This window comes from Stenotrophomonas sp. STEN147 (assembly GCF_056757995.1).
In genome coordinates, this window is the sequence record NZ_JBRRCG010000002.1 from 1 (window position 1) to 25,800 (window position 25,800).

Below are 25,800 nucleotides of genomic sequence, written 5' to 3' on the forward strand. Positions count from 1 at the left end.
GGTCTCGTCCATCTGCACCACGGTCTGGTTGACCTGCTCGATGCCGGCGCTCTGTTCCTGCGAGGCCGCGGAAATCTCGGCCATGATGTCGGTCACGCGCTGCACCGAGGCAACGATCTCGCCCATGGTGGCGCCGGCCTTGTGCACCAGTGCAGAACCATCGGCGACCTTGCCCACCGAGTCGTCGATCAGGCCCTTGATCTCCTTGGCGGCAGCGGCCGAACGCTGGGCGAGGGTGCGTACTTCGCTGGCGACCACCGCAAAGCCGCGGCCCTGTTCGCCGGCACGGGCGGCCTCGACCGCGGCGTTGAGGGCCAGGATGTTGGTCTGGAACGCGATGCCGTCGATAACACTGATGATCTCGGCGATCTTCTTCGAGGAGGCTTCGATGGCGGACATGGTGGTGACCACCTGGCCGACCACTTCGCCGCCCTGGGAGGCGACACCATGGGCGCCGATGGCGAGCTGGTTGGCCTGGCGGGCGTGCTCGGCGTTCTGGCGCACGGTGGAGGTCAGTTCCTCCATCGAGGCGGCAGTTTCTTCCAGGTTGGCGGCCTGCTGTTCGGTACGGCGCGACAGATCGTTGTTGCCCGAGGCGATCTCGCCGGCGGCGGTACTGATTGCCCGGCTGGACTGCTTGATGCGGGTGACGATCTCGCTCAGCTGCGCGGCAGTGGCATTGGCATCGTCTCGCATGCGAGCGAATACGCCCTGGTAGTCGCCATGCATGCGCACGGTGAGGTCACCCTGCGACAGCGCGGCGAGCAGGCCGGAAATCTGTTCGATGCTGCCGGCGTTGGCGTCGAGCAGGCCGTTGATCTGCTGGGCCAGCTGCAGGAAGAAGCCTTCCTTGTCGCTGGTTTCGATCCGGCCGGACAGGTCGCCGGCGGCGGCGCGGGCGATCACCCGGGCCACTTCGGCCTCGACCTGCGCTTCCTGGGTACGGTCACGCCATTCCACCACGCAGCCGACGGTGTCGCCGTCCTCGTTGCGGATGGTCGACACGACCTGGGCGAACTGGGCATCACCGTACTGCATCGGGCGACGGGCCACGCCGTGCTGCTTGAGGTTCGCCAGCAGGGACGGGTCCATCTCGCCACGGTGTTCCAGCACCGTGACCGGCTTGCCGATCAGCGAGTCCTGCGCATCGAAGTCAGGCAGGTCGCGGCGCACATCGTCCTGGTACTGGCTCAACGTCTGCTGCAGGGCACGGTTGCTGTAGACGATGGTGTTGTTGGCATCGGTCAGGTAGACGCCGGTCGAACTGTAATCCAGCGCGGTCCGGATGCGCAGGTTCTCGCGGGCGATGGCCTGGTCGGTCTCGATGCGCTCACGCAGATCACGCTGCATGCGCTGCATGGCCTGCATCAGTTCGCCCACTTCATCCTGGCGGCTGACATCGATGTGACCGTCGAGCTTGCCGCCGGCGACATCATTGGCCACCGAGACGGCACCACGCACGCTGCCGACGAGGGCGCGGGCGAACAGCCACACCAGCACCAGGCCGAGGGCGGCGCCACCCAGCAGGGCGATCACGGTCAGGACCGACGAAGCGGCATAGGTCGATTCGGCCTGTTCGCGCGAGGCGCGTGCGAGGCGGTTGTCTTCGGCAATCAGGGCTTCCAGCGCCGCGGCGGCCTTGCGGTGCTTGGTGCGGGTCTCGCCGACGAAGGTATCGATGGCGTCGTCCGGCAGGTCCAGTTCCAGCATCTCGGTGACGCTGTCGTAGGAGGCCAGGGCGTCCTTCCAGTCCTTGGCGAAGGTGTCGAACAGCTTCTTCTGCTGGGCGTTGTCCACCAGCTTCGGATAGTCCTTGATGGAACTGTCCATGCGGGTACGCAGCGCGGCAGCCTGCTTGCGCGCGTCGGCCTTGACGTCATCGCTGGCACGGATCAGCTGCTGGTAGGCACTGTTGCGGTACTCGCCCAGCATGCCGCGCATCTCGCCGGCCAGGCGGATGCTTTCCATGCGCGAGCCGGCCAACTCGGTGGTGACGTTGTTCAGCGAATGCAGGCCACGATAGGCGACGATGCCCTGCAGCAGCATCACCAGCAGGATGACGCCGAAGGTCACCATCAGCTTCGGCATCAGTTTCAGGTTGTTGATCCACGGCATGGGCGTTGCGATCTCCTAAGGCAGACGCGCACGGGCATCGGGCCCGGTTGCGGCGGCGGCCACGCCGGCACCAGGACCGGCGTGACTGCGACGGACAGCGGATTACTTGATGTTGGCCAGCTTCAGGCCGGCCGGCGAGCTGACTTCGATCTCGGCGCGCGAGGCATCACGCTGGATCTTGCCGATCACGCACACGGTCTTGCCTTCCAGCGTTTCCAGCGGGAACGAGAACTTGCTGCGGTTTTCACCGGCGATGCGCGCCGAGAAGGTGTGGCGCGGGAAGGCGCCGCCCATGTATAGGAACGTCGGCTGGCCTTCGGAACCTTCGGCGAAGCGGGCCTTCTCGACCTTGCCGCAGACCATGCCGTCCTTGCCCACCGAGCGCGGGGCCAGTTCCGGCGGGATCATGTCCGAGGACTGGGCGAGGGCGGACGACGCGGTGGTGGCCAGGGCGGCAGCCGAAACGAGCGCGAGCAGGGACTTCATCGGGGTGGTTCTCCGGGAGGGTGATGGTTTTTGCCGGTGGTACGCGTTCCCGCGCGGCCGGCCTCTGTCCCCCTATCGGCACCGCCGCAGGGAACTGAAGGGTTTCGTGACAGCAACGTGAAGCGGTACGCAGACTCAGGCGGCGGCGTCTTCGAGCAGGGCCGGCTGGCCCATGTCCGCGCTGTCCAGCAGAGTCTCGATGTCCAGCAGGATCAGCATGCGGTCGTCCTGGGTGCCGATGCCCGAGATGAACCGGGTATCGACCGCAGCGCCGAATTCGGGGGTCGGGCGGATCTGTTCGGACGACAGCGGGATGACGTCCGAGACGCTGTCCACCACGATGCCGACCACGCGGTCATCGACATTGAGCACGATCATCACGGTAAAGGCGTCGTAGCGCGCGTTTTCCAGGCGCAGCTTCAGGCGCAGGTCGATCACCGGCACGATGGTGCCGCGCAGGTTGATCACGCCCTTGATGTAGTCCGGTGCGTCCGGCACCCGGGTGACGGCATCGTAGCCGCGGATTTCCTGCACCTTGAGGATATCCACGCCGTAATGCTCGGCGCCGAGCGTGAAGCTGAGGAATTCGCCGCCGGCGCTGGCGGCGGAGCGGGTCTTGTCGTTCATCGAGGGGTCCTGGTTCTGCCGGAAGTCCCGGTGTCAGGCTCGATATCGGCCCCGCGCGGGGGGACTTTAGGCAGCGCCGTGACAGGACATCCCCGTCTGGTGAGGACCGGATGGCGCCAGGCCACGGCCGGCGCCAGCTACATCTCTCCGTTCCGGCGTGCCTTGCGCTGGCGGTCGATCCGGAAGATGTAGCGCTGGATGGCGCTGTCGCCACCGCGAGGCAGGCTGTCGAAGCGCATCCCCACGCGCTTGATTTCGGTTCCGTTGGGCTGGCGCTGTGGCAGCAGGTTGCAGACCACCAGTTCGATATCCAGATCCGGCCCATCCGACAGCGACAGCACCGCCGCGTAGCGCTGCTGCAGGCCAAACACGGCGCAGTCGCTGGGCACCGCGACGGCAAGGCCGCCGCCGCTGATGTCCACCACGCGCATCGACAACGCCTCGGGGCGTCCGTCCGCAGCCGGCAGCAGCAGCTGGGGCGAGTCGGTGATGGGGGTCTCCAGCCGGTACAGTTCGCGCCGCTGCAGGTGCATCAGTTCCTCTGGCAGCGCAGCGCGGAAGGCGACGTGGCCGTCATTGTCCACGCGCTGCAGCCCCTGCAGACGGAAGCGCACCAGCACGCGCTCAAGCTGGGCGAAACACAGCACATGATCGGCCTGCTCGGCTGCCCGGTTGGACGCCTCCTGCGGGCTGCCATCGATCAGCAGCACGTCCTCGTCTTCGTCCAGTTCCAGCAGCGCGGTCGGGAACGAGCGATCGCGGCCGTCGATATGCGCGTTTATCAGGGAGCGCTGCTCGATCAGCGAGCGCAGCAGCTGCCGCAGCTGGCGCGGATTACGGACCAGGAAGCGTTCATCCGCGGCGTCGGCCGCATGGACATCGTGCACTGCTGTGTCGTTGCCGTCGGACATGGAATCTGTGGTCAGGGGCGGGCGCCTGCGCGCGCCGGCGCGTGGCTCGATGGGGATATCGGCCACCGCGCCGGATTATGAAGTGTGAGTTTCATCACCTTCCATCGGCCGGACCGGGATCCAAGGAATGGGCCGAAGGCATCATTGCTCGATACCGGCGATCTGCCGCACACGCTGCATCACCGCCGGATTGTCGCCCCCTCCGTGCAGGTGGAAGCGCGCTACCGCGGCCGCCAGCAGCTGTGCCTGTTCGGCCATGCCGTGGGTGGCCGCGGTGGACGCCTCCACCAGCGCGGCGTTCTGGCGGGTGCTGGCGTCCATCTGCGCGATGCTCTGGTTTACCTGCTCGATGCCCATGCTCTGTTCCTGCGAGGCGGAGGAGATCTCGCCCATGATCTGGTTCACCTGCTGCACCGCGGCCACGACCCGCTGCATGGTGCTGCCGGCCTGTTGCACCAGTGCGGCGCCATCGCTGACCTTGCCGACAGAGGCGTCGATCAGGCCCTTGATCTCCTTGGCAGCACCCGCCGAGCGTTGGGCGAGGGTGCGCACTTCGCTGGCGACCACGGCAAAGCCGCGGCCCTGCTCACCGGCACGGGCGGCTTCGACCGCGGCATTGAGGGCCAGGATGTTGGTCTGGAAGGCGATGCCGTCGATGACGCTGATGATCTCGGCGATCTTCTTCGAGGAGGCTTCAATGGCGGACATGGTGGTGACCACCTGGCCGACGACCGTGCGCCCTTCGCCGGCGATGTCCGCCGCATCGGTCGCCAGCTGGTTGGCCTGCCGCGCATGTCCCGCGTTCTGGCGCACGGTCGCGGTCAACTCCTCCATGGTGGCGGCGGTTTCCTCCAGGCTGGCCGCCTGCTGTTCGGTGCGGCTTGCCAGGTGACCGTTGCCCTGCGCCAGTCCTGCGGCGGCGCCGGTGAGGCGGCTGGAGGCGGCCTGGATGCTGCCGACGATGCGGGTCAGCTCTGCGATGGTGGTGTTGGCATCGTCGCGGATGCGGGCGTAAACGCCGTGGAAGTCGCCCTGCATCTGCACGGTGAGGTCGCCGCGCGAGAGCGAGGACAGCAGCTGCGAGATCTGCTCGATGCTGCGTGCGTTGGCATCCAGCAGGCCGTTGAGGCGTTCCGCCAGCTGCAGGAAGAAGCCTTCCTTGCCGGCGGTGCCGACGCGGCCGCTGAAGTCGCCCTGCGCGGCGGCATCGACGATATGGCCGAGTTCTTCTTCGACCTCGATCTCGGCGGTGCGGTCGGCCCACTCCACCACGAATCCCTGGCGCTGTTCGTCGTCGCCGATGATCGGATTGACGATCAGCTGCAGGGCCCGGCCGCCGACGCGGATCTGCGTGCGGTAGGTGCCGGTGAGGCGGTCGAGCAGGGTGGCCTGGTGGGCCGGATTGCGGTGGAAGATGTCGATGTTGCGGCCCAGCAGGTCGGCGGCGCTGAACTGCGGCAGGTCGCGGCGCAGGTCGGCTTCGGCGGCGGCCAGCATTTTCTGCAGTGGGCGGTTGACGAAGACGATGTTGCGGTCACGGTCGGCGATCATCACGTTGGTGGTCACATCGTCCAGCGCGCTGCGGATGCGCAGCGATTCGCCACTGGCCGCCAGCTCGCGCTGGCGGCGCTGCAGCAGCCGGGTGCTGGCCTGGACCAGGGCGGCGGCCAGCGAGTCCTGCGGGAACTGGCTGGCATGCAGCGCCTCGGGCAGGGGCTGGTCGTCGGCCAGGCCGCGTGCCAGGTGTGCCAGTTGCTGCGGGTCGTGGCCGAGCAGCAGCAGCTGGCGGCGCATCTGGACGGCCATCACCGACAGCAGGCCGGCCTCGACGGTGACGTACAGGGCGTGCAGGACCAGCACGCCCAGACCACTGCCGGCGGCGAATACCGGGTACGGCAGGCCGCGCGTCTGCAGGGCGAAGAACAGCACGTGATGCACGGCGATCGCTACGGCGGCCACCACGATCGGCAGCCAGTCGCGGTAGTACAGCAGCAGTGCGATCAGCACGATGACCGTGAAGTGGGTCTCCAGCTGTCCGTGCGTCTGGTGGATCAAGGTGGCCGACAGCACCATCCACGCCAGCGCTGTCGTGCAGCGGCTGAGGCGGCTGCCGGGTTGCAGGTGGACCTGCACCGCGCTGACCAGCAGCGCGGGCAGTGCGACCAGCAGCCACGGTGTCCATTGACCATGGCGCACGGCCAGTGCCAGCGAGGCCAGGACCAGCCCTGCACTGACCAGCAGGAACAGGCGGTCGGCACCCCCGGCCAGCGTGCGCAGGTAAGGCGGTGTCGGCTGACCGGTCGGCGCGGCGGTATTACGGGTGGAGGCATGCATGCGCTACTCCTTGTGGCATGGGCAATGATGGGAAAGGATCACGGGCGCCTGCGCATTGCGCAGCAGCCCCGCAACCAGTGGAGCGGCCGCGAGCGGACGGCCGCCGCAGCCTGCGTCGAGAAGGGAGGGCCCGGCATAGACAAGGCGCTGCTGGTACAGCACCAGCCATTCGAAGGGCAGCGGCGTGCGGGCCTCCCGCAGGTCGATGCCGTCGGGTGTGCGCGCCGGTGGGGCGCAGCCACAGACGATGGACTGCCGCAGCAGCAGGGGATGCTGGTGGCTGGCGGCAAGCACGGCGGGCGACAGCTGCGCCAGCACGTCCACGGCGCGCCAGTGGCTGGCCGGTGGCTGTGAGGCGCTGGCCTGCGCCCATAGCGCGGCGAGGGTCCAGCCCAGCCATGCGGCAAGCAGCAGCGCGCCGGCCAGCATTCGCCCACGCTGTACCGGTATTGGGTCGGGGTCGTTGCTGGCTGGCATCGCTGGCTCGCGTAGGACCGTGTCCCGTTAGCGGCGAGCGGCGGCTGAACCTGAAGAAAAATTGAATCAATTGGCCGGGGCAACGCTGGAACTGTGATGCGGTGCGACGACCGGCGCGGAGTCACGGCGATCAGACCGGGCCGGTCCAGGGTCGGATCCCTGCCAGCGTGCAGGAATCCGACGCGTCCCGGTTCCGATGAGGTCAGAACTCCTGCCAGTCGCCGTCGAGTGCCAGCGCCGGCTGCGCCGCCGCGGCGCGTGCGACGCGCTGGGGGGCCGGCCTGGCCGCTGGAGCTGCCGCTGGCGTTCTGCGCTGCGCCGCCACGACCACCGCCGGTAGCGGTGCTTCGTTCTGTGACTCCAGGCGGAAGCGGGCCACGGCCTCACCCAGCTGCACAGCCTGTTCCTCCATGGCCCGCGCAGCGGCGGTGGCTTCCTCCACCAGCGCAGCATTCTGCTGGGTGGTCTCGTCCATCTGCACCACGGTCTGGTTGACCTGCTCGATGCCGGCGCTCTGTTCCTGCGAGGCCGCGGAAATCTCGGCCATGATGTCGGTCACGCGCTGCACCGAGGCGACGATCTCGCCCATGGTGGCGCCGGCCTTGTGCACCAGCGCAGAACCATCGGCGACCTTGCCCACCGAGTCGTCGATCAGGCCCTTGATCTCCTTGGCGGCAGCGGCCGAGCGCTGGGCGAGGGTGCGTACTTCGCTGGCGACCACCGCAAAGCCGCGGCCCTGTTCGCCGGCACGGGCGGCCTCGACCGCGGCATTGAGGGCCAGGATGTTGGTCTGGAAGGCGATGCCGTCGATGACGCTGATGATCTCGGCGATCTTCTTCGAGGAGGCTTCGATGGCGAACATGGTGGTGACCACCTGGCCGACGACTTCGCCGCCCTGGGAGGCGACGCCATGGGCACCGATGGCGAGCTGGTTGGCCTGGCGGGCGTGCTCGGCATTCTGGCGCACGGTGGAGGTCAGTTCCTCCATCGAGGCGGCGGTTTCTTCCAGGTTGGCGGCCTGCTGTTCGGTACGGCGCGACAGGTCGTTGTTGCCCGAGGCGATTTCGCCGGCGGCCAGGGTGATGCTGGAGGCGCTGGCCTGGATCTGGCCAACGATGCGGGTCAGCTGGGTGACGGTGGCATTGGCATCGTCGCGCATCCGTGCGAACACACCGTTGAACTGCCCGTCCATGCGCGCGGTGAGGTCCCCGGCAGCGATCGACTGCAGCAGCTGCGAGAGCTGGCCGAGATTGCTGTCGGCGACCTCCATCATGGTGTTCAGGTGATCGATCATCACCTTGAAGTCGTGCTGGAAGCGCTGTGCGTCGCCGCGCTGGCTGAAGTCGCCCGCGGCGGCTGCGGCCGCGAGCTGCTGGATCTGCGTATTGATCGCCAGCAGGCTGGACTTGGCCGCATCCATCGACTCATGCAGGATGGCGCGGCTGCCGGGCAGGCGGCGCGCGTCCGGTGCGAGATTGCCGACGGCATACTGGTTGAGTACGTCGATCGCATCGCGGATCGCGTCCAGGTGCTCGAAAATGACCGTATTGATGCCGCTGGCGAGCTGGCCGTAGACACCCGGGAAGTCTTCCGGGATGCGATGGCTGATATCCGGTCCGGCATGCATCTGCGCCATCAGCTGCGTCTGCTCGGAGAAGCGGCGCAGCATTGCGGTCATTTCCGCGGTGGCGGACAGCATCTTGCCGGCCTCGTCGTTGCTGGTGGCCCGGGTGCTGACGCTCAGGTCGCCGCGGGCGACGGCCTGGATGGCCTGCACGGCCTTGCCGAGCGGACCGGTTACGGCCCGCGAGATGACCGTGGCCAGGGCTGCGGCCAGCAACGACAGCAGCACGATGCAGCCGATGATGGCGATCATGCTGGCACGATGGGTGGCGTTGGCATCGGCGATCCGTGCATCCATCAGGCCGGCGATGTGGGCACCCAGTGCCTTCAGGGCGTCGAACAGTTCACGCCGTGCCGGGCGCGACTGCTCGTCGGAAATCTGCTGCGCCAAGATGCCGTCGCCGGCGGCCACTGCGTCACGCATGGCCTTGTTGGCGGCGAAGTAGCGATCCACCTGCGCCGAGGCGGCGCGATACAGTTCGCGTTCCTTGTCCTGGGCCGGCAAGGCGGCATAGGCCGCCAGTTCATCGCGTACGGCTTTGGCGGTGGCGTCCATGCGCTTGTTGTAGTCGGCCACCTTGTCCGGCTGGTCCAGCATGGTCAGCTGGGCCAGCTCGTAGGTACGGAATTCACCGAGCTGCGAGCGGGCTTCGCCCAGATGCTGCACCGACGGAATATCGTTGCTGGCCATCGCCCCGAGCTGGTCGTTGGCCTGGCTCAGGCGCAACAGTGCGAACGCACCCAGCAGCAGGGTCATCAGGGTGGTGAGGGTGAACCCCACGGCCAGCTTGCGGGCGATGGGCAGATCGTGGAACCACTTCATGCAGGTGCTCCAGGTGGGCAGAGTGGCGGGCGTGCGTGCCGGCCGGGGAGTGCAGCGCGAACGGGAGCCGATGCGCGTCCGGTCACGACTGTCACTGCGAGATAGCGGCGCACGGCCGGCGGACTTTATGGATGGGCGTCACATCCGGGTGCGTAGGGGCGGCGGCGCGGACGCGTTGCAGGGGCCGTGTTCCGGCCTGCACGCAGGTGGTTTCCGGCGGCGCCGTGGGCCGACGGAGTTCACGAAATGGAGCGGGAGGCGCGCACTCGCCTCGCTGCCGGGCTGCACACAAACGAAAGCCGCCGCCCGTGTGGGGCGGCGGCTCTGGATCGCCTGCGCTCGGACTCAGGCGGCCTGCGGCACGCGCAGCGAGCGCACCAGCCCACCGATGTCGACGATCAGTGCAACGCGGCCATCGCCGAGGATGGTGGCGCCGGACACGCCGCCGATACGCCGGTAGTTGTTCTCGATGTTCTTGACCACGACCTGCTGCTGACCGACCAGTTCGTCCACTTCCAGTGCGATCTTCTGCCCGTCGCCTTCCACCACCACCACCAGCGATTCGCTGCCGGGCATGCGGGCGCCGTACCCGTAGTACTCGCTGAGGGACAGGATCGGCAGGTACTCGCCACGCACGCGCAGCACGCGCCCTTCGCCGGCCATGCTGCGGATGTCCTCCGGCTGCGGCTGCAGGGCTTCCAGCACATAGGCCAGCGGCAGGATCAACGTCTCGCCCGCCACCGCCACGGTCATGCCGTCGAGGATGGCCAGGGTCAGCGGCAGCCGGATCAGGGTACGCGTTCCGGTGCCCAGGCTGCTTTCGATCTGTACTTCACCGCCCAGCGCCTGGATGTTGCGACGGACGACGTCCATGCCCACGCCGCGCCCGGAGAGATCGGTGACGGCGTCGGCGGTGGAGAAGCCCGGCTGGAAGATCAGGTCCCAGACCTGCGAGTCGGTGGGATTGTCGGGCACGCTCAGGCCGCGTTCGGCCGCCTTGGCGAGGATCCTGGCGCGATCCAGGCCGCGTCCGTCGTCGCTGACTTCGATGACGATGTGGCCTCCCTGGTGCGACGCCGCCAGGGTGATGGTGCCGGTCTCGTCCTTGCCTGCGCCCTTGCGCACGTCCGGCATTTCCAGCCCGTGGTCGATGGAGTTGCGGACCAGGTGGACGAGCGGATCGGCGATCTTCTCGATCAGGCCCTTGTCCAGTTCGGTGCCTTCACCGATGGTGCGCAGGCGGACCTGCTTGCCGAGGCGGGTGGAGAGGTCGCGGACCAGGCGCGGGAAGCGCCGGAACACGGCGTCGACCGGCAGCATGCGCACGCCGATGACGGCTTCCTGCAGGTCGCGGGTGTTGCGTTCGAGCTGATCCAGGCCGGCGAACAGGCTCTCGGCAAGCACCGGATCCAGCGCATGCGAGACCTGCTTGAGCATGGCCTGGGTGATGACCAGTTCACCGACCAGATTGATCAGCGCGTCCACCTTGTCGACACTGACGCGGATCGAGGTTTCCGCGTCCTGGCTGGTGCCAGGGGTGCCACTGGCGGCAGGGGCGGCGGCAACGGGGGGTACTGCAGCAACGGGCGTGGAAGGGGCGTTGGCTGTTGTATCGGGGGCGCGGGTGGCCAGGCTCGGCGGCGCGGCCGGACGGATGTCCAGTTCGCAGTCGTCCAGCACCCACGCAAAGGTGTCTTCGATCTTGCTGCGCGGCACCTTGCCGACCAGGCCGAGGTCCCACGCAAGATGGGCTTCGAGAGGGTCAAGCTGGGCGAAGCCGGGCAGGCGTTCGAGCCGCGCAGCGACCTGCAGCGAGCCGAGATGTTCCAGTTCGCGGATGATGCGCAGCGGATCATTGCCACTCATGAACAGTGAGGGCGCGGGGGTGAAGCCGATCTGCCAGGCTTCGGGCGTATCGTCCACCGGTGCTGCGGCGGCAGCCGCGGCCGGGGCGCTGGCTGCCGGCTGGCCGGACAGCACTGCCTCCAGCCGCGCCTTCACCGCGGCGACCGCCGCCGGATCGGCCGCCTGGCCGTGCTCGGCCTCGCGCAGCAGGGCACGCAGCACATCCACGGACGACAGCATCGCATCGACCGCGTGGCCTTCCAGCGCGCGCTTGCCGGCGCGCAGCTCGTCCAGCAGCGTTTCCAGTACGTGGGTGAGCGCGGCGATGGCATCGAAGCCGAACGTACCGGCACCGCCCTTGATGGAGTGGGCGGCGCGGAACACCGAGTTGATGATCTCCGCGTCCTGCTGCCCCGACTCCAGGGCCAGCAGGCCGGCCTCCATCGCGTCGAGGCCTTCGCGGCTCTCTTCGAAGAAGGTGGCGTGGAAGCGTTGCAGGTCCATGCTCATGCAGTGGTGATCCGGAAGCGAAGAAGGGGAACGGTGCGGGGCGATCAGCCCAGCACTTTCTGCACGGTGGCGACCAGCTGTTCCGGGTTGAACGGCTTGACCAGCCAGCCGGTGGCGCCGGCGGCCTTGCCTTCGGACTTCTTGTCGGCGGCGGACTCGGTGGTCAGCATCAGCAGCGGCGTGAACTTGTAGTCCGGCAGCTGGCGCAGCTCGCGGATCAGCGCAATGCCGTCCATGTTCGGCATGTTGACGTCGGTGACCACCGCGTTGAAACGCTGTCCCTTCGCGCGGCCGAGCGCGACCGCGCCGTCTTCAGCTTCTTCGACGGCAAAACCGGCCGAGGTGAGGGCGAAGGACACCATCTGGCGCATCGACGCCGAATCGTCCACCACCAAGATACGTGCGCTCATGCAGCGTTCTCCACAGATTTCAGGTTGTCATGGGGTGCGTCCAGGCCCAGGGCCTGGGTGACGCCCAGCAGGCGCGCGGCGTCACGGAAGGTTGCAGTGCAACCGTGGAAGCCGGTGTCCAGGCCCTCCTCGCGGCGGGCCTGCACGAATGCACACAGCACCTGCACGGCGGCGGTGTGGACGCGGCCGACCTGGCTTGCATCCAGGGTCAGCTCGCCAGCCTGCGCTACCAGCGGGGCGAGGCGGTTCTTGAGCTCGGTGCTGGTCTCGATGCCGAGATCCTCACCCAGTTCGACAGTGCTCATCGTTGCTCCGGACAAACGGTTCCGTCATCCATATCGGCACCCGCCAGGGGTTCTTTAGGGGGGCGGTGAGGCCCTGCGTGCCCGTTCCGACGGGCCCGGGCAACGCGTGGACCCCGCCTCAGTTGAGCAGGCGGGTGGCGTCGAGCAGGATCATCGGCCGTTGGCTGACGCGGGCCACACCACGGAAGAGGTCGTTGGAGATCTGGCAGATGCGGGCGGTATCCGGTGGCTCGATCTGCGAATCAGTGAGATTGGCGACGTCTTCCACGGCCGAGACGCGCAGGCCGATGGTCTCGCCGTCTTCCTCCAGCACCACGATGCGGGTCTGTGCGTCGTCCTCGGCCGCCGCTGCGCCCAGGTGCAGCCCAAGGTCCATCACGGGCACCACCTGGCCGCGCAGGTTCATGATCCCCAGCATCGCCGGCGCAGTGCCGCGCAGCGGCAGCAGGGGTACCGGCAGTACCACTTCCTGCACTTTCAGCAGTTCCAGTGCATAGGCCTGGCTGCCACAGCGCATCCGCAGCCAGCGCGAGGTGCGCTCGTTCGCGCGGCGGTGCTGCGGATGCGGGCTGTTGGCGGGTCGATGGGCCTGCGCCTGCAGTTCCTGCCAGCTGGCAGGGCGGCTGGCGGCGGGTGCATCGAGGGCAACACGCGGCGGTGCGGCCGCTACCGGCTGCGCGGCGGCGGGTGCTTGGGGAACCGGCCGCGCGGGCGGCACCGGATCCCCCCCTTCGCCGCCGGCGGCGGCCTCGAAGGCGGCCTGCAGCGCGGGGCTGTCGGTGTGGGCCAGCAACGGGCTTTCCGCGCCGTCGGTCTCGTAGATCACCTCATCGGGCAGATCGTCCCAGGTCGGCTGGCGTTCGGCAGCGACCGGTGCAGAAGACTGGCTGGCAGTCTCGAAGGCGGCCGCCAGAGTGGCGTCATCCAGGGGCACCGCGTCGCTGCTGCCGGTTTCGTAGATGACCTCTTCCGGCAGGTCGTCCCAGGTCGGCTCGCGTTCGGCAGCGGCCGCGGTGGGCGCCGCGTTGCCTGCATCGGGGCTGGCCGCCACCGGGGCAATCGCTTCGCCCAGCAGCTCGTCCAGATAGTCGTCCAGTACGCCGGTGGTATTCATGCGGCCTGCTCCAGCGCGCGCGCATCCTCGCCAAGGATCCAGTTCAGCGCGCGACGGTAGGCCGCGAGCCCGCGGCCGGGATACTCCTCGCCGACACTCGCCAGGGTCAGGCCGGCCGCGTTGCTGACCCGCGTGTCGATCGGAATCGCATCCTCCCAGACGCGTGCGCCGTGGCGGTCCTGCATGCTGCGCAGTGATTCGTTGCCGGTGCGGGTGCGGCGGTCGAACAGGGTGGGCAGGATCGAGATCGGCAGCGGGCGCCGGCGCGAGCGCTCGACCATCTCACCGGTGCGCACCATACCGTCCAGCCCGTGCAGTGCCAGCGGCTCGGCCTGCGTCGGAATGATCAGGCGGTCCGCTGCCGCGAGCGCATTGATCATCAGCAGGCCGAGTGTGGGCGCGCAGTCCAGCAGGATGTAGTCGTGCTGGCCCTGGTGCCGTGCCAGCGCGTTCTGCAGCGCCAGGCCAAGGCCCGGCTGGTTGGCGCTGCGGCGCTCCAGCGTGGCCAGCGCCGGCTGTGCACAGACGTAGTCCAGGCCGCTGACGCTGCTGGTGTGGCAGAGGCTGGACAGCTCGGCTGGAGGTGTGCCGAACAGCTCAAGTACGCCGGTCGGTGGCGGGTCCACCGGCACGCCGAAGGCGCGGCTGAGCGAGGCGTGGGGATCAAGATCGATCAGCAGCACGCGATGGCCCTGCGTGGCCAGGTTGCGGCCGAGGGCCAGGGTGGTCGTGGTCTTGCCGACTCCGCCCTTCTGGTTGGCGACTGCCCAGATGCGCATGGGTTTACTCCTTCATTGCCGGGGGAGCGGCGGCGCCGACACGGCTGCCAGCCGGCACCGGTGGCAACTGCACCGGTGCAATGGGGGACGGGGAGGGCACTGTGGCGGGTGTTGCCGCAGGCCCGGAGGACGGGTAGGCCGCGCCGTTGGCGGCGTTCAGGCGCTGGCCCAGCGGGTCGACCGAGTGCGAGGTATCGGCCAGGATGATGACCATCACCCTGCGGTTACGGTTGCGACCCTGCGCACTGTCGTTGTCCTCGCGCGGGCGGAACTGGCCGTAGCCGACCATGGCCAGACGCGAAGGCTGCAGGCCCTGGTCGGCGAACAGGTGGACCACGCTGGCGGCCCGCGCGGCCGACAGTTCCCAGTTGGAGGGAAAGGTGGCGGTGGCGATCGGCACGTTGTCGGTGTGGCCTTCCACCCGCACGCTGTTGGGTACATCGCGCAGCACGCCGGCCAGGCTGGACAGCGTCCCGCGCGCGTGCACGTCCAGCGCCGCCGAGCCGGTCGGGAACAGGATGTCGCTGTTGATCTCCACTTCGATCCACAGCTCGGTGCGGCGCACGCTGATCATGCCGCGCTCGATCAGCGGCGACAGCGCGGCGGTCAACCGGTCGGCGATGCTGCTGAGCTGGCGCTCGGCACGGGCGATCTGCTGCTGGTCGTGCACCGAGACCGGCATGCGCATCTGCGAGGCCATGGCCGGCAGCAGGGTAGGGTCGTGCGAGGGTGCCGGTGCGGACGGGCCGATCTTGGTGCCGGACTTGATCACCGAAGGACTGTCCCAGCCGCCCCCCTGCACCTGCTTGTTGCCGACCTGCACCGGATTGATGGTGCGCGGCGCGCCACCAAAGGCATCGGTGAGCGCATCGGCCATGATCCGGTACTTGCCTTCGTTGATCGAGGAGATCGCATACATCACCACGAAGAAGGCCAGCAGCAGCGTCATCAGATCGGCATAGGGGATCGCCCATGCTTCATGGTTGGCGTGCTCTTCGTGGTGTCTGCGGCGGGCCATGTCAGTGCAGGAAGCCGGACAGGTTGGTTTCGATGTTCCGCGGGTTCTCGCCCTGCGCGATCGAGATCAGGCCTTCGATGACCATCTCGCGGTCGCGGCTGTTGTGGGCGATCACCCCCTTCAGCTTGGCGGCGATCGGCAGGAACAGCAGGTTGGCCGACGCGATGCCGTAGATGGTGGCGGTGAAGGCGGCGGCGATGCCATGCCCCAGCTTGCTGGGGTCGGCCAGGTTCTTCATGACGGCGATCAGGCCCAGCACCGCACCGATGATGCCCAGCGTCGGCGCATAGATGCCCATGCCCTCGAAGACCTTGGCAGCGGCCTGGTCACGGTGTTCCTGGCTGCCCAGCTCGATCTCCAGCATGTGCCGGATCGATTCGGGCTCGACGCCATCGACCAGCAGCTGCAGGCCTTTGCGCAGGAACGGATCCTGCTGCGCTTCCACCTGCGCTTCCAGGCCCAGCAGGCCCTGGCGGCGGGCGATGTTGCTCCACTCGACGATCTGCTGGATCAGCTCGCGACGATCGCTGTGCGGCGGGCGCACGACCCAGCGCACGATCCGGAAGGCATGCCTGAATACGGCAGGTGCGGTGTGCAGCAGGATCGCGGCGATGGTGCCGACGATGACGATCACGAACGCCGCAGGCGACCACAGGGACGCCAGTCCGGCGCCCTTGAGGATGCTGCCGCCGACCAGCGAGGCCAGGGCGAGAAAGAGTCCGATGAGGCTGAGTCTATCCATGGGTCCGGTATCGGCGTGTGTGAATGGGACTTGAGACACCGGTCGATCGCGTACAGACGGTAGTCACAGTTTCTGGTTCGCCGGGCATGGCCCGACGCTACCGCGCAGGGCCGTTTCCGGTAGCGCCGGGCCAAGCCCGGCGCGCGTCATCGCAGGCCATCCACGTCGAGGATGAGGGCCATCCGGCCATCGCCGATCAGCGTCGCACCGGCGTAGCCGCGCAGGCCGCGCAGGGCCTTCGGCAATGGCTTGATGACCACTTCCTCGCGCCCACGGACCTGGTCCACGACCAGGCCGAAGCGCGCCTCGCCGGCCTGCAGCACCACGATGGTGAGCAGCGCCGAGGCGGCGGGCGTCACATCCAGCCACTGGCGCAGATCGACCAGCGGCAGGGTGTGCGAGCGACGATCCAGCACCGCCTGGCCATCGAACCAGCCCAGCGAGGTGCGCGGTGCATGCAGCACTTCCATCACGCGCGCCAGCGGCAGCGCATAGACGTCCTCGCCGGCCTGCACCAGCAGGGTTGGCAGGATCGCCAGGGTCAGCGGCACGCGGATCAGGAAGCGGCTGCCCCGGCCCAGTTCCGACTGGATCTGGATCTGCCCACTGAGCTCGCGGATGCGCGACTGCACCACATCCATGCCGACGCCGCGGCCGGAGATGTCGGTCACCTGCTGCTTGGTGGAGAAGCCGGGCAGGAACACCAGGTGCAGGCATTCCTCGCTGCTCAGCCGGGCCGCCGCCTCCGGGTCGATCAAGCCCTTTTCGCGTGCTTTCGCGCGCAGTTTCTCCGGATCGATGCCGGCGCCATCGTCCTGCACCTCGATGCTGACGTAGTCGCCTTCCTGCTGGGCCGACAGACGCACGTGGCCCATGCGCGGCTTGCCCTGTGCTTCGCGCAGATCGGGCATCTCCACGCCGTGGTCGATGGCGTTGCGGACCAGGTGCACCAGCGGGTCGGCCAGGGCCTCGACCAGGTTGCGGTCAAGCTCGGTTTCGGCGCCGACCAGCTCCAGGTCCACTTCCTTCTTCAGCGAGCGGGCGACATCGCGGGCAACCTTGGGGAAGCGCGAGAACACCTTGCCGACCGGTTGCATGCGTGTGCGCATCACTGCCGACTGCAGGCGCGCGGTGGCGATGTCCAGGGTCGACACGGCGCGGTCCAGTTCCTCGTCGCGCAGGCGCGCACGCAGGGTCTTGAGCCGGTTGCGCGACAGCACCAGCTCGCCGATCAGGTTGACGATCGCATCCAGCCGCTTGGTATCCACGCGCACGGTGTGCTCGGCCTCGGCCACCGGCTTGTTGGCCGCGGGCTTGGCAGCGGCGGCCGCGGGGCGCGGTGCGGGCGGTGCAGGCGCAGGCGCCGGCGGAGCAGCCACGGGTTTCGCGCCGGGGGCGGCGCCGCCGTGCAGCTGGTCAAGCAGGGCTTCGAACTCATCCTCGCTGATCAGGCCATCGTCGGCCTTGGCCGGCGTCGCCACCGCGGTGGGGGCGTTGCTGCCGTGCAGCTGATCGAGCAGGGCCTCGAACTCGTCGTCGGTGATCAGGTCGCCGGCGGCGGGCGCGGTCGCTGCGGGCGCGGCGGCGGCCGGCGCAGCAGCGCCGTGCACGTCGAACTGGGCGATCAGGTCCGGTGGGGCATAGCCGGGTTCATTGCCGGAAGACACGGCATCCAGCATCGATTGCAGGTAGTCCAGTGATTGCTGTGCGGCATCGAAGTGATGCGGCTGCAGCACCGCCTGGCCAGCGCGGGCGGCGCCCAGTGCCTCTTCGGCGGCATGGCACAGCTCGACCATGGCGGTGATGCCGAGGAAGCCGGCGCCGCCCTTGAGCGTGTGATAGCCACGGAACACGGCGTTGAGCTGGTCGGCGTCCTGCGGCGCCTGTTCCAGCGACACCAGCTGTTCGCCGAGGCGATCCAGGATTTCCTGTGCCTCGATGATGAAATCGGCGGTGATGTCGTCGGATACCGCGCTCATGCTTACAGTCCCAGGTCCGACAACAGGTCGTCGGCGTCGTTCTGAGAGACCGCGTGGCGGTCCAGTCCCTTCAGTGCCGGCCCGGCCAGCGCCGGATCGGTGCGATGCTGCTCCGGTGGCAGGCCCAGCGCGCCAAAGCCTTCGTGCACGCGGCGGACGATGCCGACCACGCGACGGATGATCTGTCCGGTCAGGTCCTGATAGCTCTGGGTCAGGGCAATCTCGGTCAGGTTGTGGCGGATGCGCTCCAGCTGCGCATCCTGCCCCGGCTGCAGGCCTTCGGCGCGCAGCTGTTCGGTGAGGCTGCGGCACTCTTCGGCCAGGTCCAGAGTGCGGTGCGTGGCCTGTTCGGTCATCGCCACGACGTGGTCCAGGCGCGCGCAGGCGTCGTCCAGCTCGCCCGCCTCGCTGGGGACGGTCGGCAGTTCTCCCAAGGCCTGGCCCAGTTCGCGGGCCAGCCGCGACAGGCCGCTCATCATCGGCTGCGTGCGTGCAGCCACCAGGGCGTCGATGCGCTGGCGCCAACCGCTCTCGTCGCCGGATTCGAGCGCGTCGAGGGCTTCCTGCAGGCGCAGGGCGAGGGCGTTCTTGTCGACCGTGGCGTCCATCAGGCGCTGGCCGCCAGGCGTTCGAAGATCTTGCCCAGTTTCTCTTCCAGCGTCTGCGCGGTGAACGGCTTGATGATGTAGCCGTTCACGCCGCTCTGCGCCGCTTCGATGATCTGCTCGCGCTTGGCCTCGGCGGTGACCATCAGCACTGGCAGGGTCTTGAGCTTGGCATCGGCACGGATGGCCTTGAGCAGTTCGATGCCGGTCATCACCGGCATGTTCCAGTCGGTGACCACGAAGTCGAACGGTTGGCTCTGCAGCATCGACAGCGCGGCATGCCCGTCCTCGGCTTCGGCGGTGTTGGTGAAGCCCAGATCGCCCAGCAGATTCTTGACGATGCGACGCATGGTCGAGAAGTCGTCGACGATCAGGATGCGCATGTTCTTGTTCAAAGCGGAGTTCCTTTGTTGTTCAGTCGCCTGCGGTGGCCGTGGCCGCCGCGGGCATGTTCATTCTTCAAGCCCGGCATCCGCGGCCTCGAAGATCTTCAGCCGGCCGCGCAGGCGCAGCACGGCCTGGCCGTGGATCTGGCAGACGCGCGATTCACTCACGCCGAGCACCGCGCCGATCTCCTTCAGGTTCAGCTCCTGCTCGTAGTACAGCGAGAGCACCAGCTGTTCGCGTTCGGGCAGATGGCCGATGGCCTTGCCCAGTTCGCGGCCGAACTCGCCACGTTCCAGGACCTGCTGCGGTGTGGGTCCGCCCTGGGCGACGGTGTCCAGTTCGCCCTGGTCTTCGATGCGCGATTCCAGGCTGAGGACCTGGCCGCGCGAGGCGTCCTCCATCAGCCGCAGGTACTCGGGCAGTGGCATGTCCATGGCCGCCGCCACCTCGGTGGCACTGGCTGCACGGCCCGTGGTCTGCTCCAGGCGGCGGATGGTGGCGGCCGCATCGCGGGCACGCCGATGCACCGAGCGCGGTACCCAGTCGCCGCGGCGGATCTCGTCGATCATCGAACCGCGGATGCGGATCGAGGCATAGGTCTCGAACGAGGCACCCTGGTCGGCGTCGTAGCTGCGCGAGGCTTCGATCAGGCCCATCATGCCGGCCTGGATCAGGTCGTCCACTTCGACGCTGGCCGGCAGGCGTGCGGCCAGGTGATGGGCGATGCGCCGCACCAGGTCCGAGTGCTGGGCGATGACCTCGGTCGCCGCCGAGCGCTGGACTTCCCTGTACTGGGCCGCGCCTTTCATGCTGCCACCCCGCGTTGCTTGAGGATGCGCTCGAGGAAGAATTCAACGCCACCGCGTGGCTCGGTGGGGGCCTGCCAGCGGGCGGTGCGACGGGCGATCTCGGTGATCGCCAGGGCCGACGGGCTGGATGGATAGGCCTTGACCACCGGCTGCTGGCGCTGCACCGACAGGCGCAGCCAGTCATCCTGCGGCACGCAGCCCAGGTAGTTCAGCGAGACATCGGCAAGGAACTTCTCGCAGACCCGGGTCAGCTTTTCATACAGCACGCGGCCCTCGTTGGGGTCGCGCACCATGTTGGCCACCACCTGGATGCGGTCCACGCCGCGCTCGCGCGACAGCACCTTGATCAGTGCGTAGGCGTCTGTGATCGAGGCCGGTTCGTCGCAGACCACGACAACCGTGTCCTGTGCGGCCTGGCAGAAGGTCAGCACGCCGTCGGTGATGCCGGCGGCGGTGTCCACCACCATGATGTCCAGCTCGCGTTCCAGTTCGGAGAACACGTTCACCAGGCCGATGTGCTCGGCCGGGGCCAGCTCGGCCATGTGCCGCCGACCGGACGCGGCCGGCACCACCAGCACGCCGTTCGGACCTTCGACGATCACGTCTTCCAGCGAGCAGCGGCCGGCGACCAGATCCGCCAGGGTGTGGGTGGGATTCAGGCCCAGGATCACGTCGATGTTGGCCAGGCCCAGGTCGGCGTCGAGCAGCAGCGTGCGCTTGCCCATGCCGGCCAGCGCCACGGCCAGGTTGGCCGAGACGTTGGTCTTGCCGACGCCGCCCTTGCCGCCGGTCACGGCGATGGTGCGCACAGGGCCGAGCGGCTCGCTGCGGGTGGCCGACAGCGGGAAGGTCTTGGTCAGCTTGGCGTACTCACGCGACGGCATGGTTCAACTCCGGGTTGCAGGGCATATCGGCCGCTCGGCGCAAATCTTCAAGGCGAAGTACAAGATTGGCCGCGCTGGCCCGGTGCAGGTCGTCCGGAACGTCCTGGCCATCGGTCACCCAGGTGATCGGCAGCGCGTGGTCTACCGCCACTGACAGGGCGTTGCCGAAGCGGCCGGTCTCATCCAGCTTGCTCAGTACCAGGCCCTGCAGGTTGGCCGCGCCGAAGCGGCGCACCACCTCGTCCATGTCGCCAAAGCTGGTATTGGCCGGCAGCACCAGCAGAGTGCGGACCTGGCGGGCGGCACGCAGCCACTGCAGCTGCGCGGTCAGGGCGCGGTCGCGCGGGCCCAGGCCGGCGGTATCGATCAGCACCAGCTTGTAGTCCTTCAGCCGCTCCAGCAGCTGGTCCAGGTCGGTACCGCTGTTGGCTTCATGCACCGCGATGCCGAGCTGGCGGCCATAGCCGTACAGCTGCTCGCGGGCACCGATGCGCAGTGTGTCGGTGGTGACCAGGGCCACGTCGCGCGGCGCGTGTTTTTCGGCGAAGCGCGAGGCGAGCTTGGCGATGGTGGTGGTCTTGCCGGCCCCGGTTGGACCGACCAGAGCGATCACGCCGCCTTCTTCCAGCGGATCGACCGGCGCGATCGGCAGCCTGCGCGAGATCAGGCCCAGCATCAGCCCGCGGCCGCGGTGGGCTTCGGTTTCCAGCGGTATCTGCATGGCCACATCGCGGGCCAGCCCGGCATCGAATCCGTACTCGTCCATCAGGTCCAGGGCGGTCGCCCGCACCGGGCAGCCGCGCAGGCGCTCGTCGGTGAAGCGGTTCATCTCGCGCTCGATGACCTGGCGCATGCCGGCCACTTCGTGGCGCAGCTGGCGGATCTCGGCATCGTCCTGTGCAACCACCGTCAGTACCGGTGCCGGGGCAAGGAGCGGGGCCGGCGCCGGCGCGGTTTCCGCTTCGGCGGCCGCGATGGGGGCGGGCGTGGTCTCGGCGACGTCCTGCGCGTACGGCGGTTCGGGGTGCACGGCCTCGGCCTGCGCAGTGGCCGCAGCGGTGATCGGCAGCGGCGGCGGCAGCACTGCCGGCGCGGGGGATTCGTGATGCTCGTCCAGCGGCGGGTCGATCAGGAAACGGGCGCGGTTGGCGGGCGCCGGGGCGGGAGCCGCGACGGCGCTCGCGAACGGCGCGAAGATCTGCTCCGGCAGTGCCGGATCGTTGACGGTGGCACGCGCCAGGGTGGCAGCGAAGCCGGAACTGCCGCGGGTGGGCACGATCTCGTCCGCACTGTCCAGGGTGCGGCCGGTGGCACCGACGGCCGCGCGGGCGAGGGCGGCCACGGCCGATGTGGTGGCCGTCACCGGCTGCTGGGCCGGTGTCGCGGAGCGGCGACGGGTGACCGCGGCGATCACTGCATCCGCAGCGGTGCGCGGTTTCGGCGGCGGCGGAGCCACGTCGCGCCGCGAGGCTTCCAGCGCGCGTTGCACCGCGCTCTCGTCATAGTTGGCTGCGGCGACGATCTCGACGCCTTCCTCGATCCGGCGGTTGGACAGGATCACAGCATCGGGACCATGTTCCTTGCGCACCAGGTTCATGGCCGAGCGCATGTCGGCGGCGACGAATCGTTTGATTTTCATGCTGAGGTCACGGGACGGGGACGGCGGGGGGGTGGTGGGAGAACGCGGGTGGTCGGTGGTCTGCACGGAACGGGTTCCCCTTGGCATCTGTCTGTTGCGGTGGTTCGAAGGTGGTGTCTGTTTTCTGACGCATCGGTGGGCGGCGTCAGCTGATCGTTCCGACCAGCTTCAGGCGCTTGTCCTCCGGCACTTCGCTGTACGCCAGTACCGACAGCGACGGAACGCTGTGACGGACCAGGCGTGCCAGCGCGGCACGTACCGGGCCGGGAACCAGCACGACCGCGGGCTCGTTGCGGGCTTCCTGCTTGCTGACACATTCGGCCAGACTCTGATGCAGTCGCTCGGCAAGCCCGGGTTCCAGCGCGGCGCCGTTGCCCTGCGTGGACTCCTGCAAGACACGTTCCAATTGCGGGTTGAGGGTGAACACCGGCAGCTCCGCCGACATTCCGGCGATCTCCTGCACGATGAAGCGGCCGAGCGCCGTGCGCACTGCGGCGGTGAGCGTGGCCGGGTCCTGGCTGGACGGCGCGTGCTCCACCAGTGCTTCGGCGATCTTGCGCAGCTGGCGGATCGGAATGCGTTCCACCAGCAGGTTCTGCAGCACCCGCACCACGGCCGACAACGGCAGCGCCTTGGGCGTCAGATCTTCGACGAGTTTGGGCGCGCTCTTGGCGAGGTTGGCCAGCAGGTGCTGCACTTCCTCGTGGCCCAGCAGCTCCGGCGCATGCTCGCGGATCAGGTGCGAAAGATGGGTGGCGACTACGGTGGCCGGGTCGACCACGGTGTAGCCCATGGTTTCGGCCTGGGCACGCTGGTGCGGCTGGATCCAGGTGGCGTCCAGGCCGAAGGCGGGATCCTTGCCGGCGATGCCGTCCAGCGGGCCGAGCGCACTGCCGGGGTCCAGTGCCAGTTCGCGGTCGGGATGGATCTCGGCGGTTGCCACCGGCACGCCATGTACCAGCACGCGGTAGCCGTTGGCCGGCAGTTCCAGGTTGTCGCGGATGTGCACGGATGGAATCAGGAATCCCACGTCCTGGGTCAGCTTGCGCCGCACGCCCTTGATGCGCGCCATGAGTTCGCCGCCCTGGTTGCTGTCCACCAGCGGAATCAGCCGGTAACCGACCTCCAGCCCCAGCGGGTCGACCGGACGCAGTTCGTCCCAGCTCAGTTCCGCGGTGGGGGCCGGCGCCGCCGGTCGGCCCAGTGCATTGACCGCGCCTACATCGCTGCCGGCAGTGTCGTTCGGGGTCGGAACCTGTCCCTTCCGGTACAGCTTCCAGGCGATGAAGCCGAGAATCGCGGCAAGCGTCAGGAAAGCGACGTTGGGCATGCCGGGCACCAGGCCGACCAGGCCGATGATGCCGGCGGTGATGGCCAGGGCACGGTACTGGCCGAACACCTGGCCGGTCATCGCCTGTGCCATGTCCTGCGAGCGCGAGGCACGGGTGACCAGCATCGCCACTGCGCTGGAAACCAGCAGGGCCGGCAGCTGCGCCACCAGACCGTCACCGATGGACAGCAGGGTGTAGGTCGCAGCGGCATCGCCGAACGGCATGCCATGCTGCAGCACGCCCACGGCGAGGCCGCCCAGCATGTTGATGAACAGGATCAGGATGCCGGCAATCGCATCACCCCGGATGAACTTGCTGGCGCCGTCCATCGCGCCATAGAAGTCGGCTTCCTCGCGGACCTCCTCGCGGCGCAGCTTGGCTTCTTCGCGCGTCAGCAGGCCGGCGTTGAGATCGGCATCGATGGCCATCTGCTTGCCGGGCATGGCGTCGAGGATGAAGCGCGCGGTCACTTCCGAGACACGGCCGGCGCCCTTGGTGATGACCACGAAGTTGATGATGGTCAGGATGGCGAACACCACGATGCCGACCGCATAGTTGCCGCCGATCACGAATTCACCGAACGCGGCGATGACCTTGCCAGCCGCGTCGTGGCCGTTCTGGCCATTGAGCAGGATGACGCGGGTGGAGGCCACGTTCAGTGCCAGCCGCAGCATGGTGGTGACCAGCAGCACGATCGGGAAGATGGTGAAATCCAGCGGGCGCTTCACGTACACCACCGCCAGCAGCACCATCAGCGAGATGGCGATGTTGAAGGTGAACAGCGCATCGAGCACGGGCGCCGCCAGCGGCACCACCACCATCGCCAGCAGCGCCAGCACGATCAGCGGCGCGCCGAGGCCCTGGCGGATCATCTCCAGCAGCCGGCGGGTGTTGAATCCGGACGAGGCCTGCGCGCTCATGCCCGGCCTCCCTTGCCGAATTCATCCACCTCGATGTGCGGGGCGCCCGGCATCGGGCCGGTGCGCCAGGCGCGCAGCTGGTAGACGTAGGACAGGACCTGGGCCACGGCCGAATACAGTCTCACGGGGATTTCCTTTCCGAGTTGGCCTTCCCGATACAAGGCGCGTGCCAAAGGTGGGGCGGAGACGATGGCGACCTTGTTGCCGTCGGCGACTTCACGGATGCGCAGGGCGGTCTCGTCCACGCCCAGCGCCACCACGGTGGGCGCGTTCATGGCGCCGCCCTCGTACTTCAGGGCCACGGCGTAGTGGGTCGGGTTGACCACCACCACGTCCGCGGTGGGCACCGCTTCCATCATCCGGCGGTTGGCCATCTGCTGCTGGAGCTGGCGGATGCGGCCCTTGACCTCCGGGCTGCCTTCGCTTTCCTTCATTTCCCGCCTCAGTTCCTCGCGGGTCATCTTCAGCTTGCGCATCCAGTTCCAGCGCTGGTAAGGCGCGTCGATCGCGGCCAGCACCAGCATTGCCCCGGCAGTGGCCAGCAGCAGTCGCAGGGTGAAGCCCAGGCCATCGGTGATGGCCGTTTCCAGTGGGTGGTGGATCAACCCGCGCAGGGTGTCGAAGCCGCTCCACACCACCAGTCCGGCGGCGACGCCCACGAAGGCCACGCGCAGCAGCGACTTGGTGAATTCAGCGATGGCTTCCGGTCCGTACAGACGTTTGAGGCCGGTCAGCGGGTTCAGACGATTGATGTCGGGCATCATCGCTTTGGCCGACCAGCGCAATCCGCCCATCACCAGCGGGGCGACGAAGCTTGCCAGCAGGCAGACCAGCACCAGCGGGGTGATTACCAGCATGAACTGCAGCAGCAGGTCGCCAAAGTGGCCGAACAGTTCTTTCGGGTTCTGCCGCAGCCCCTGCTCGGGACTCAACGCCTGCTTCATCCATTGCGTGGCGCCCCGGCCGATCGAGCCGCCCATGGCCATCACCGCCAGCACGCCGCCACCGAACACCGCGGCGGTGCCCAGTTCGCGGGAACGCGGCAGGTTGCCCTGTTCGCGGGCTTCGCGCAGACGTTTTTCGGTGGGTTGTTCGGTCTTTTCGCCGGCGGATTCGTTCTCGGACAT

Annotated in this window: 22 protein-coding genes; all 22 read right to left on the reverse strand. The window is 68.1% G+C overall.

What is annotated here, in order from left to right:
• Positions 1-2,115 (reverse strand): methyl-accepting chemotaxis protein (locus ACVOKU_RS02865; protein WP_481559018.1); only part of this gene is annotated, 2,115 nt, incomplete at its 3' end.
• A 102-nt stretch (positions 2,116-2,217) separates the two neighbouring features.
• Positions 2,218-2,601 (reverse strand): hypothetical protein, encoded by a 384-nt coding sequence (locus tag ACVOKU_RS02870; protein WP_053520421.1) that lies wholly within the window; start codon positions 2,599-2,601, stop codon positions 2,218-2,220.
• 135 nt (positions 2,602-2,736) lie between these two features.
• Complete coding sequence (locus ACVOKU_RS02875; RefSeq protein WP_074902654.1) at positions 2,737-3,228, reverse strand: chemotaxis protein CheW; 492 nt, start codon at positions 3,226-3,228, stop codon at positions 2,737-2,739.
• Between the two features lie 137 nt (positions 3,229-3,365).
• Positions 3,366-4,139, reverse strand: a complete 774-nt coding sequence (locus ACVOKU_RS02880; RefSeq protein ID WP_053520423.1) for a flagellar brake protein — start codon at positions 4,137-4,139, stop codon at positions 3,366-3,368.
• A gap of 141 nt (positions 4,140-4,280) precedes the next feature.
• Complete coding sequence (locus tag ACVOKU_RS02885; protein ID WP_481559019.1) at positions 4,281-6,473, reverse strand: methyl-accepting chemotaxis protein; 2,193 nt, start codon at positions 6,471-6,473, stop codon at positions 4,281-4,283.
• 3 nt (positions 6,474-6,476) lie between these two features.
• Positions 6,477-6,950, reverse strand: a complete 474-nt coding sequence (locus tag ACVOKU_RS02890) for a hypothetical protein (protein WP_481559020.1) — start codon at positions 6,948-6,950, stop codon at positions 6,477-6,479.
• 202 nt (positions 6,951-7,152) lie between these two features.
• Positions 7,153-9,396, reverse strand: coding sequence for a methyl-accepting chemotaxis protein (locus tag ACVOKU_RS02895; RefSeq protein ID WP_481559021.1), 2,244 nt, complete (start codon positions 9,394-9,396; stop codon positions 7,153-7,155).
• A 345-nt stretch (positions 9,397-9,741) separates the two neighbouring features.
• Positions 9,742-11,751 (reverse strand): chemotaxis protein CheA, encoded by a 2,010-nt coding sequence (locus tag ACVOKU_RS02900; RefSeq protein ID WP_053520424.1) that lies wholly within the window; start codon positions 11,749-11,751, stop codon positions 9,742-9,744.
• 44 nt (positions 11,752-11,795) lie between these two features.
• Positions 11,796-12,161: a response regulator gene (locus ACVOKU_RS02905; protein ID WP_005409521.1), complete on the reverse strand. Its 366-nt coding sequence runs from the start codon at positions 12,159-12,161 to the stop codon at positions 11,796-11,798.
• Positions 12,158-12,466, reverse strand: a complete 309-nt coding sequence (locus ACVOKU_RS02910; RefSeq protein WP_481559022.1) for an STAS domain-containing protein — start codon at positions 12,464-12,466, stop codon at positions 12,158-12,160. The genes ACVOKU_RS02905 and ACVOKU_RS02910 overlap by 4 nt, the downstream gene beginning before the upstream one ends.
• A gap of 118 nt (positions 12,467-12,584) precedes the next feature.
• A complete protein-coding gene (locus tag ACVOKU_RS02915; RefSeq protein ID WP_481559023.1) occupies positions 12,585-13,580 on the reverse strand; it encodes a chemotaxis protein CheW in 996 nt (331 codons plus the stop codon).
• The gene (locus tag ACVOKU_RS02920) at positions 13,577-14,359 is read right to left on the reverse strand and encodes a ParA family protein (RefSeq protein ID WP_481559024.1); all 783 of its coding nucleotides are present in this window, start codon (positions 14,357-14,359) and stop codon (positions 13,577-13,579) included. The genes ACVOKU_RS02915 and ACVOKU_RS02920 overlap by 4 nt, the downstream gene beginning before the upstream one ends.
• A gap of 4 nt (positions 14,360-14,363) precedes the next feature.
• Complete coding sequence (motD, locus tag ACVOKU_RS02925) at positions 14,364-15,377, reverse strand: flagellar motor protein MotD (protein ID WP_481559025.1); 1,014 nt, start codon at positions 15,375-15,377, stop codon at positions 14,364-14,366.
• A 1-nt stretch (position 15,378) separates the two neighbouring features.
• Complete coding sequence (locus ACVOKU_RS02930; protein WP_053520060.1) at positions 15,379-16,119, reverse strand: flagellar motor protein; 741 nt, start codon at positions 16,117-16,119, stop codon at positions 15,379-15,381.
• 146 nt (positions 16,120-16,265) lie between these two features.
• Positions 16,266-18,098, reverse strand: a complete 1,833-nt coding sequence (locus ACVOKU_RS02935) for a chemotaxis protein CheA (protein WP_481559026.1) — start codon at positions 18,096-18,098, stop codon at positions 16,266-16,268.
• A gap of 2 nt (positions 18,099-18,100) precedes the next feature.
• A complete protein-coding gene (locus tag ACVOKU_RS02940) occupies positions 18,101-18,706 on the reverse strand; it encodes a protein phosphatase CheZ (RefSeq protein ID WP_481559027.1) in 606 nt (201 codons plus the stop codon).
• Positions 18,706-19,098 carry a chemotaxis response regulator CheY gene (gene cheY, locus ACVOKU_RS02945; protein ID WP_053520063.1) on the reverse strand — a complete coding sequence of 131 codons (393 nt, stop codon included), beginning with the start codon at positions 19,096-19,098 and terminating at the stop codon, positions 18,706-18,708. Before cheY ends, ACVOKU_RS02940 begins: the two co-directional genes overlap by 1 nt.
• 57 nt (positions 19,099-19,155) lie before the next feature.
• Complete coding sequence (locus ACVOKU_RS02950; protein WP_053520064.1) at positions 19,156-19,899, reverse strand: RNA polymerase sigma factor FliA; 744 nt, start codon at positions 19,897-19,899, stop codon at positions 19,156-19,158.
• The gene (locus tag ACVOKU_RS02955; RefSeq protein ID WP_481559028.1) at positions 19,896-20,783 is read right to left on the reverse strand and encodes a MinD/ParA family ATP-binding protein; all 888 of its coding nucleotides are present in this window, start codon (positions 20,781-20,783) and stop codon (positions 19,896-19,898) included. The genes ACVOKU_RS02950 and ACVOKU_RS02955 overlap by 4 nt, the downstream gene beginning before the upstream one ends.
• A complete protein-coding gene (flhF, locus tag ACVOKU_RS02960) occupies positions 20,770-22,422 on the reverse strand; it encodes a flagellar biosynthesis GTPase FlhF (RefSeq protein ID WP_481559029.1) in 1,653 nt (550 codons plus the stop codon). The genes ACVOKU_RS02955 and flhF overlap by 14 nt, the downstream gene beginning before the upstream one ends.
• A gap of 145 nt (positions 22,423-22,567) precedes the next feature.
• Complete coding sequence (gene flhA, locus ACVOKU_RS02965; RefSeq protein WP_481559030.1) at positions 22,568-24,673, reverse strand: flagellar biosynthesis protein FlhA; 2,106 nt, start codon at positions 24,671-24,673, stop codon at positions 22,568-22,570.
• Positions 24,670-25,800, reverse strand: coding sequence for a flagellar biosynthesis protein FlhB (gene flhB, locus ACVOKU_RS02970; RefSeq protein ID WP_053520068.1), 1,131 nt, complete (start codon positions 25,798-25,800; stop codon positions 24,670-24,672). Before flhB ends, flhA begins: the two co-directional genes overlap by 4 nt.